The sequence below is a fragment of the Saccharopolyspora sp. NPDC002376 genome (assembly GCF_053593195.1).
In genome coordinates this window covers 1-8,693 of the sequence record NZ_JBSFBZ010000112.1, presented here as the reverse complement: position 1 = coordinate 8,693, position 8,693 = coordinate 1, and the positions used below count along the sequence as shown (strand labels likewise).

General features: G+C 69.8%; 9 protein-coding genes. 5 read left to right on the top strand and 4 right to left on the bottom strand.

Translation table 11 applies throughout. The features are described 5' to 3' along the window. Positions 1 to 537: septum formation family protein (locus ACWCO2_RS36370; protein WP_450132348.1), on the bottom strand; the 537-nt coding region annotated here is incomplete at its 3' end. Between the two features lie 117 nt (positions 538 to 654). Here ACWCO2_RS36370 and ACWCO2_RS36365 point away from each other — a divergent pair. From ACWCO2_RS36365 to serS, 3 genes are all read left to right on the top strand, one after another. Continuing rightward, entirely contained in the window at positions 655 to 1,341 is a 687-nt protein-coding gene (locus ACWCO2_RS36365; RefSeq protein WP_450132347.1) for a hypothetical protein, read from the top strand. A gap of 3 nt (positions 1,342 to 1,344) precedes the next feature. Beyond that, a complete protein-coding gene (locus ACWCO2_RS36360) occupies positions 1,345 to 2,514 on the top strand; it encodes a glutathionylspermidine synthase family protein (protein ID WP_450132346.1) in 1,170 nt (389 codons plus the stop codon). A 185-nt stretch (positions 2,515 to 2,699) separates the two neighbouring features. After that, entirely contained in the window at positions 2,700 to 3,962 is a 1,263-nt protein-coding gene (gene serS / locus ACWCO2_RS36355) for a serine--tRNA ligase (protein WP_450132345.1), read from the top strand. A gap of 43 nt (positions 3,963 to 4,005) precedes the next feature. Here the strand turns inward: serS and ACWCO2_RS36350 are convergent, their stop codons facing one another. Beyond that, positions 4,006 to 4,602 carry an endonuclease gene (locus ACWCO2_RS36350; RefSeq protein ID WP_450132344.1) on the bottom strand — a complete coding sequence of 199 codons (597 nt, stop codon included), beginning with the start codon at positions 4,600 to 4,602 and terminating at the stop codon, positions 4,006 to 4,008. Positions 4,603 to 4,698: 96 nt separating this feature from the next. Between ACWCO2_RS36350 and ACWCO2_RS36345 the strand changes: the two genes are divergently transcribed. Continuing rightward, on the top strand, positions 4,699 to 5,295 hold the full coding sequence (locus tag ACWCO2_RS36345; protein ID WP_450132343.1) for a helix-turn-helix domain-containing protein: 597 nt from the start codon (positions 4,699 to 4,701) through the stop codon (positions 5,293 to 5,295). Between the two features lie 167 nt (positions 5,296 to 5,462). Here the strand turns inward: ACWCO2_RS36345 and ACWCO2_RS36340 are convergent, their stop codons facing one another. Then, positions 5,463 to 6,335 (bottom strand): LLM class flavin-dependent oxidoreductase, encoded by an 873-nt coding sequence (locus ACWCO2_RS36340; RefSeq protein ID WP_450132342.1) that lies wholly within the window; start codon positions 6,333 to 6,335, stop codon positions 5,463 to 5,465. A 120-nt stretch (positions 6,336 to 6,455) separates the two neighbouring features. Here ACWCO2_RS36340 and ACWCO2_RS36335 point away from each other — a divergent pair, with 120 nt between their 5' ends. After that, on the top strand, positions 6,456 to 7,268 hold the full coding sequence (locus ACWCO2_RS36335) for an HAD family hydrolase (RefSeq protein WP_450132349.1): 813 nt from the start codon (positions 6,456 to 6,458) through the stop codon (positions 7,266 to 7,268). 59 nt (positions 7,269 to 7,327) lie between these two features. Here ACWCO2_RS36335 and ACWCO2_RS36330 read toward each other — a convergent pair whose 3' ends face one another. Next, positions 7,328 to 8,350, bottom strand: coding sequence for a peptidoglycan recognition protein family protein (locus ACWCO2_RS36330; protein WP_450132341.1), 1,023 nt, complete (start codon positions 8,348 to 8,350; stop codon positions 7,328 to 7,330). Positions 8,351 to 8,693: the final 343 nt, after the last annotated feature.

Below are 8,693 nucleotides of genomic sequence, written 5' to 3'. Positions count from 1 at the left end.
ACTGCCCTTGATCGGGTAGAGCTTCCCGGACGGTCCAGGCTGCTGGAGACCGCAGTGCAGCGTCCGGTCGCCGTCGGCCCAGCCCTCCTCGCTCGGCGTGAACGCGCCGACGCTGAACCGGCCGTTGGGGTCGAAGCGGCCGGACATGAACTGGGTGGAGACCTCCACGCAGCGCTCCTGCTTGATCTCCTGCCACTGCTCGGTGTTCGGGAACGGCGCCTTGTCGCCGAACTGGGGGCGCAGATCGGCGGTGCCGGTGACCTCGAACAGGTGAGACTCCTCGCAGGTGACCTGGCGGATGTCGGCGGCGTCGGCCTCGACCCAGCTCAGGCAGCTGCCCGGTGGTGCGGTGAACACCACGCGGGGCGCCGGCGACGAACCCTGCTGATCGGGTCCGGCGCTGTGCGAGCCGGCCGGCAAGTTGAGCAGCGCGCTGACCACCAGGACCAGCAGCGCACCGATCACAGCGCAGATCATCACGAGCCGGGTGTTGGGCGTCTTCCGGCGGGGGTTCGGGGGTGCATCGGGCGCGGACATCGCAGACATCATGCCTGGTTCGGACCAGCGTTGCGCGGTTACCCGTGGTGGCTTCGGAACCATTTCGTTGCCGGGGCCGTCATCTGGATAGGTAGTGTTGCTTCCGGGAGTGGGGTTATGACGGAAGATGGCAAGCCAGTGGCAGATGAGCAGCAGGGCGGGGGAACGCCGCCGCCCAACACGCCGGCGCAGCCCGAGCAGCAGCCGACGGCGGAACCGCAGCAGGGTCGGATCCGGTATCAGGATCCCGACAGCACGACCCCGCGCGAGCCGACGCTGGCCGAGCAGCGCGCCCGCATCGCAGCGGAGAAGCGCCGGGCCGAGCAGGAGCACGCCGAGCTCGAGGCCGCCGAGAAGAAGAGCCAGAAGCGCCGCCGCGTGATGCTCGGCGGCGGTGTCACCGTCGGTGTCGTGGCGCTGGTCGCCGCGATGTACTCGGTGTCCGAGGTCAGCAACGAGGCCAGCGCCAGCCAGGAGTACTGCTCCACCGAGCAGGCCGGTCAGCCGGGCGTCCGCGACCAGGACCAGTTCTGCGACGAGCAGTACGTGACCAGCCATGGTGGCCACGTCAGCGGTGGCATGTTCTTCATGCCGATCTTCCTGCCCGGTGGTGGCATGGGGCAGGCCTCCTACCGCTACGCCTACACCCCGGCAGGTGTGTCGGCCCCGCCGGTGGGCCAGTCGGCGCCGGGCGGATCGTCGTTCACCAAGCCGTCCGGTTCCACGATCAAGGACACCAGCGGCAAGACCATCCAGCGCGGTGGTTTCGGCATCAACAACAAGAGCGGCAGCAGCGGGAGCTGACGAGTGCGACGCAGGACAACCGACCGCAGGCCGGACTGGCAGAGCAAGGTCGAGGAGCTGGGGCTGGTCTTCGGCACGCCCGCCCGCGCGGCCGACGGATCGGCGCGCCCCTACTGGGACGAGGGCGTGCACTACGAGTTCAGCCTCGACGAGGTCCTCTCGCTGGAGGCCGACGTCGAACTGCTGCACTCGATGTGCCTGGACGCCGTCGACCACGTGATCACCACCGAGCGCTACAAGGACTTCGGCATCCCGGAGTGGGTGTGGCCGCACATCGCCGAGTCCTGGAAGCGCGGTGACCCGCACCTCTACGGCCGCTTCGACCTGCGCTACGACGGCACCGGCCCGGCCAAGCTGCTGGAGTACAACGCCGACACCCCGACCTCGCTGCTGGAAGCCGCGGTCCTGCAGTGGCACTGGCTGACCGAGCGCCACGACGGCGACGACCAGTGGAACTCCATCCACGAGAAGCTGGTGGAGCGCTGGGGCGAGATCAAGGACCAGCTGGCCACCAACGAGGTGCACTTCACCTGGTCCTCGGCCGACACCACCGGTGAGGACAACATCACCGCCGCCTACCTGCAGGAGACCGCGGCGGAGGCGGGCCTGGACACCGTCGGCCTGGCGATCGAGGAGATCGGCTGGGACAGCCTGCTGGAGCGCTTCGTCGACCTCGAAGAGGCGCCGATGAACTCCGTCGTCAAGATCTACCCCTGGGAGTGGATGGTCGACGACGACTTCGGCAAGCACGCGGTCGGCACGCTGCCGGCCACGCAGTGGGTCGAGCCGCTGTGGAAGATGCTGCTGTCCAACAAGGCGCTGCTGGCGGTCCTGTGGGAGATGCGCCCCGGGCACCCGAACCTGCTGCCGACGTTCCTGGACCAGCCGGGCCTGCTCACCGAGTACGTCCGCAAGCCCCGGCTGGGTCGCGAGGGCAACAACATCAGCGTCGTGGCGCCGGGCTGGGAGACCGAGACCGCCGGGATCTACGGCCAGGAGGGCTACGTCTACCAGGCGTTCGACCCGCTGCCGGAGTTCGACGGGATGCGCCCGGCCCTCGGCGCCTGGGTGGTCGGCGACTCCGCCGCGGGCCTCGGCATCCGCGAAACGTCGGGCCTGATCACCGACGACGGCGCGGCCTTCGTCCCCCACCGCATCCCCAACAACGGCTGACTCGGAGGGGCTCCCAAATTTCCCTAAATTTGGGAGCCGCTCTGCGCGCTCAGGTGACGTGCGGTGCGGGTGGTGCTTCCGAATTTCCCTAAATTTGGGAGCCTCTCCGGCCCTGGCGTGCGCAGGTGCCGCCGGATGCACCCTGGGGGCGGGCGGGTCGGCGGTGGGGACTACGCTGACCAGCTGTGATCGACCTGAAGACGCTACGCGATGATCCGGAAGCCGTGCGCGCTTCGCAGCGTGCGCGGGGGGAAGACGCGTCCCTGGTGGACGCGCTGCTGTCCGCCGACGAGCGTCGCAGGTCCGCGGTGTCCCGCGCGGACAACCTGCGTGCCGAGCAGAAGCAGCTCGGCAAGAAGGTCGGCAAGGCCAAGGGCGAGGAGCGCGACGCGCTGCTGACCCACGCCAAGGAACTCTCCGCGCAGGTCAAGGAGGCCGAGGCCGCGCAGTCGGAGGCTGACGACGAGCTGGTGCGGACCCAGAAGGCCGTCCAGAACGTCGTCGAGCCAGACGTGCCGCCGGGCGGCGAGGACGACTACGCCGTGCTCAAGCACGTCGGCGTGCCGCGCGAGTTCGACTTCGAGGTCAAGGACCACGTCGAGTTGGGCACCGCGCTCGGCGCCTTCGACATGGAGCGCGGCGCGAAGGTGTCCGGCGCCCGGTTCTACTTCCTCACCGGCATCGGCGCCCAGCTGGAGCTGGCGCTGCTGAACATGGCCGCCGCGCAGGCCACCGCCAGCGGCTTCAGCCTGGTCGTGCCGCCGGTGCTGGTCCGTCCGGAGATCATGGACGGCACCGGCTTCCTCGGCGCGCACTCCACCGAGGTCTACCGCCTGGAGGAGGACGACCTGTACCTGGTCGGCACCTCCGAGGTGCCGCTGGCCGGCTACCACTCGGGCGAGATCCTGGACTTCTCCGACGGTCCGCTGCGCTACGCGGGCTGGTCGACCTGCTTCCGCCGCGAGGCCGGCTCCTACGGCAAGGACACCCGCGGCATCATCCGCGTGCACCAGTTCAACAAGCTGGAGATGTTCGTCTACTGCCGGGAAGAGGACGCCCGGGAGGAGCACCAGCGCCTGCTGGCCTGGGAAGAGGACATGATGGCCAAGATCGAGGTGCCCTACCGGGTGATCGACACCGCGGCCGGTGACCTCGGCGCCAGCGCGGCCCGCAAGTTCGACTGCGAGGCCTGGGTGCCCAGCCAGCAGACCTACCGCGAGCTGACCTCCACCTCGAACTGCACCACGTTCCAGGCGCGGCGGCTCAACACCCGCTACCGCGACGAGGGCGGCCGCCCCCAGATCGCGGCGACCCTCAACGGCACGCTGGCCACCACCCGCTGGATCGTGGCGATCCTGGAGAACCACCAGCAGGCCGACGGTTCGGTCCGCGTCCCGGTGGCGCTGCGCCCGTTCCTCGGCGGCCGCGAGGTCCTCGAACCCAAGTGACCGTCTCGTGAGCGGCGGTGGTCGTTAGAGCCACCACCGCCGCTCACGAGGTCATCGCGAGCGCGGTCGCGAGCCGGGCCAGGTCGTGGCCCTCGACGTGCTTGGCGAGGTCGTCGGGATCGGTCGGCAGGCCCAGCTTTCGCGCTCCGGCCAGGGACTTCTCGTCGAAGAAAGGTCGGATCTCCGGCCACACCAGCTGCACTTCGCGGCAGAAGATGTTCGCCCCGACCGGGCCGATGCGCGGTAGTTCGGTGAGCAGTTCCCGCAGCACGTCGAGATCCCCGTCGGCCTTCGCGCGCATCCGGCGCAGATCACCGTGGTACCGGTCGATCAGCAGCTGAGCGCCCTTGCCGAGCGCGGTCGACGTGCTCTCGTCGTACCGGACGTAGTGCCCGCGGTCGAGCGCGTCCACGCGTTGCTGCCAGGTCGCGTCGCACATCTTCTGCGGAGTGCCGAACTCGGCGAGCTCACGCGCCGCCGACACCGCCAGCTCCGCCTTGATCCGCGCCGACATCAGCACCGTCAGCACCAGCAGGCGGTACAGTGGTGCGGGTTTGTTCTCCAGGTTGATCCCGGCTTCGGCGGCGTAAGTGGTGCCCTCGTCGTCCAGCAGGCGTTGCACGATCTCCTGGGCTCGCATCACCACCACCCCCTGCCGAACTCGGCTACCCGCCGAGCGGTCGGGGCACACGCGCGATCGCAGCGAATCCGCCGGACCCGACTTATGGTGGGTCACGTGTCCGACACCCCTGGTAGCACGCGTGCTCTCGCCCTCGCCGGGCTCGGCGACCGGATCCGCCGGTTGCGGGCGGCGCAGGGCCTCGACCAGGGCGAGCTGGCGGACAGGGCGGCGCTCGACGTGACGCAGGTGGTCAACATCGAGCAGGGCGAAGCGATGCCGTCGCTGGACGTGCTGGCGCAGATGGCGACCGCGCTGGACGTCGGCCTGTCCCAGCTGTTCACCGACTGCAAGCCGGGGCCGGCGGCGATGGTGTTGCGCGGCAACGAGGTTCCGACGGTCGACACCGACGGCATGGCGCTGCAGGTGCTGACGCCACGAGCTGTGATCCCCGGCCTCTACGCCGCGCGCTACCGGATTTCCCCGACCAGCGAAGGCGTTCGGCCGGTCAAGCACGAGGGCCACGACTGGCTCTACGTGCTCAGCGGCCAGTTGCACGTGGACTTCGAGCAGGGCGCGACGACCTTGCGGGCCGGGGACAGCGTCAGCTTCAGCGCCCGCGTGCCGCACCGGCTTTCGGCGCTGGGCGGGACACCCGCCGAGTTCCTCGCGGTGGGGGCGACGCTGCTCGCGTCGCCCCGCAGCGAAATGTGATCAGCCGTCCCAGCGTTCCTGGATCATCTCGATCTCGTCGTCGGCGTTGACCTGGATCTTGTCCGCGGGGGATCTCGTCGCCGGTCAGCCCGCTCACCATCTCCGACCCGGTGCAGGTCCCCATGCCCGGGTGGACGCCCTGCCCGAACCGGGGTTGCTGCCGGAGATCAAATGTCTGGAAGAACTTCTGAAGCAATCTCTTCGACAGTTGACTCCTTGCCCTCGTAGGGGCCGTCGGCGCGCGGCCAGTGCGTGATCACGTCGGTGAAACCGAGCTCGGCGGCGCGGCCGACCACGTCCCGGAAGTGCTCCACACTGGACATCGAGAACACCGGCGCCGCGTCGACCTGCAGGTACCGCTCCACCCTGGCCGGATCACGGCCCTGCTCTGCCAGCGTTTCGGCGAACCGCAGCGAGAGGTCGGCGACCGAGCGCCACCACTCCTCCTGGTCCTCCGTCTCGCGGCCCGTGGTCACCCAGCCCTTGCCGTACTGGGCGGCCAGCTGCATCGAGCGCGGGCCGTTGGCGGCGACCACGAACGGCAGCCGGGGCAGCTGCACGCAGCCGGGGTGCCGGCGGGCCTGCACCGCGGAGTAGTAGGTGCCGGAGTAGTCGGTGGAGTCGTGGGTGAGGATCTGGTCCAGCAGCTCCAGGAACTCGCCGAACCGGTCGACGCGCTGACCCGGCGTCAGCTCTTGCTGACCCAGCACCTGGCTGTCGTGGCCGAGCCCGCCCGCGCCGATGCCGAGCGTGATCCGGCCGTCGGAGATGTCGTCGAGCGCGGTGAGCTCCCGCGCGAAGTGCACCGGGTGGCGGAAGTTCGGCGAGGCCACCAGCGTGCCCAACCGGATGGTCGAGGTGGCCATCGCGGCCGCGGTCAAGGTCGGCACCGCGTCGAACCACGACTTGTCCACAAGGGAGCGCCACCCCAGGTGGTCGTAGGTCCAGGCGTGGGCGAACCCGTACTCCTCGGCCATCCGCCACATCGGCTCGGCGGCCCACCAACGGTGCTCCGGCAGAATCACGATCCCAACTCGCACACGTCGACCGTACTGGTCGACCACCACCGGTACCGACCCGATCAGGTGATGTGGGTGGCGCGGATCGCGTTCGCGGGTGCTCGCTCGGGTCCGGCGAGCCGCACCAGGCAGGATGACGGGGTGCGCAAACCCGGCCTGGTGGCATCCGACGTGGACGGAACTCTGCTCGACCCGATGGAGCGGGTGAGCGGGCGAACCGCGCGAACGGTGCAGCGGGTGGTCGACTCCGGAACCCCGTTCGTGCTGGTCACGGGTCGTCCGCCGCGCTGGGTGCCGATGGTCGTGGAAGGCCTCGGGGTGGCCGGGGTGACGGTGTGCGCGAACGGCGCGGTGCTCTACGACGCCGCTGCCGACAATGTCCTGCAGAGCCACGTGATCGAGTCCCTGGAACTGCACGACGTGGTGCGTGAGCTGCGCCATGAGCTGCCGGGCTGCGCGTTCGCGGTGGAGCGGACGACTGACGGCGCGTTCGACCGGCCGCACGAGCAATTCCTCGCCGAGGCCGACTTCCGCCGGGTGTGGCCGAATTCGGACATCCGGGTCGCCGGGACCGACGAGCTGACCGGCAAGCCCGCGGTCAAGCTGCTGGTGCTGCACGAGCAGATGACGAGCGCGGAGATGGCCGAGGCGGCCGGCGCGGTGATCGGCTCCCAGCTGCAGCTGACCTACTCGACGACGATGGGACTGATCGAGCTGTCCGCGGCCGGGGTGGACAAGGCGACCGGGCTGGCCGCGGTGGCCGCAGACCTAGGCGTCGACCAGGCCGACGTGATCGCCTTCGGCGACATGCCCAACGACGTCCCGATGCTGACCTGGGCGGGCCACGGCGTGGCCATGCGCAACGCCCACCCGGCGGCCCTGGCCGCGGCCGACGAGGTCACCACCAGCAACTCCGAAGACGGCGTCGCCGAACTCCTCACCCGCTGGTGGTGATCACGCGGCGTCCAGGGGTCTCCAAATTTCCCTAAAATTGGGAACCCTGACACCGCACTTCACGGGCGCTCGGCGCGCTGCTGGAGGATCGCGGCGCGAGCGCGGATGGGACCGAGCTTGTCGTAGCCGTGCTGGCCCGGGCAGGCCGTCTTGCTGACGTCGCGATGTCCGAAGATCGTCGGCAGCGTGACTGTGGCACCGGCCGGGTGTTGCGAGTTGTCCGCGGGCGCGGCGGTCAGCTGGGTTTGGCCGTCGGCTCGCACTTCTGCGGTCCCGAGCTTCCAGGCGCTGATCTCGGAGACCGACTCGAGGGTCTTGCTGCTCGGCGTCGCCCGGTCGTAGTTGCCGAGCATCGACACACCGAAGGTTTCGCGGTTGAAGCCCCGAGCGTGCCCGCCGACGACGTCACCGTGCAGACCACCCGCCCGTCCCTCGAAGACGGTGCCGCACTTGTCCACCAGCGCGTGGTAGCCGATGTCGCCCCACTTCAGCTCGACGGCGTGGTAGCGGTAGATCGCGCGCACGACGTCGGCGGACTGCGCGCAGCTGTAGTCGTTGGTGCCCGCGGTGTGGTGCACGATCACGGCCTTGGTCCGGGTGCGCTCGATCGGCCAGGTCATCAGGCTCTCGTCGGCACCCCACTGCGCGCGCGAGACGACCGGCGGCGCCCCGGGGGTCCGCCTTTCCGGCGCTGCGGCGGGTCGTGCACCGGGGTCGATGGCGATGAGCTCGAGCTCGCCGGTCACGTCCGCGCCGCCGCGGCTGGCGCGCACCTGCGCGGTGTCGGCCCGCCCGGTCCACAGCGGTTCGCTGCCGCCGGCGTCAGGATCCAGCTCGGTCCACTCGCTCCACTCACCGGCACCGCGGGTCCGCACTTCGACGTGGTCCGGCGCCGATCCATGCCAGGCGATTCCCACCAGGTCGAACGGTGCTGAGGTGCGCACTTCGCGTGCGTCGGAGCGGTCCAGCGGTGCGTCGCGCAGCGGAATCCGGGTGCTGGACTCCGGGGTGGCGGCGCTGGCCGCGGGAAGCATGGTCGCGGCCAGCAGCAGCGCGATCGGAAAACCCAGCCGGAGACGCATCGCAGTACCTCGCTTCCGCGCGTCGGCACCGGCCGGATGCCGGAACCGCTTCGTGGACCGAAGCGAGTATGCGGGCGACTCCGATCAGCCGCTGGTCAACTGCTCTGTCCGGGTGACCAGCGGCCGTCCCCTGTGGACGCCCGACCCGGGGATCCCGCGATTTCAATGAGGTTTTTCCAGGCTCGTTTTGCGTGGCGGTGCGGGTGGCGGAACCTCAGGCGCCGCCTGGCTGCGGGATCCCGTTTTTGTGTATGTCCAATACACGGCGAACGGGCTGTCCTCGCCAGGCGACGTCTGAGAACCCGCGGCGGTGCCGGTTGCGGGGGTGGGCTATGCGCCTGCG

Excerpts from the sequence above, each read along its gene's own strand:
- ACWCO2_RS36330 (WP_450132341.1), bottom strand. The coding sequence starts at position 8,350 with ATGCGTCTCCGGCTGGGTTTTCCGATCGCGCTGCTGCTGGCCGCGACC.
- ACWCO2_RS36350 (WP_450132344.1), bottom strand. The coding sequence starts at position 4,602 with ATGCGAGCCCAGGAGATCGTGCAACGCCTGCTGGACGACGAGGGCACC.
- ACWCO2_RS36365 (WP_450132347.1), top strand. The coding sequence starts at position 655 with ATGACGGAAGATGGCAAGCCAGTGGCAGATGAGCAGCAGGGCGGGGGA.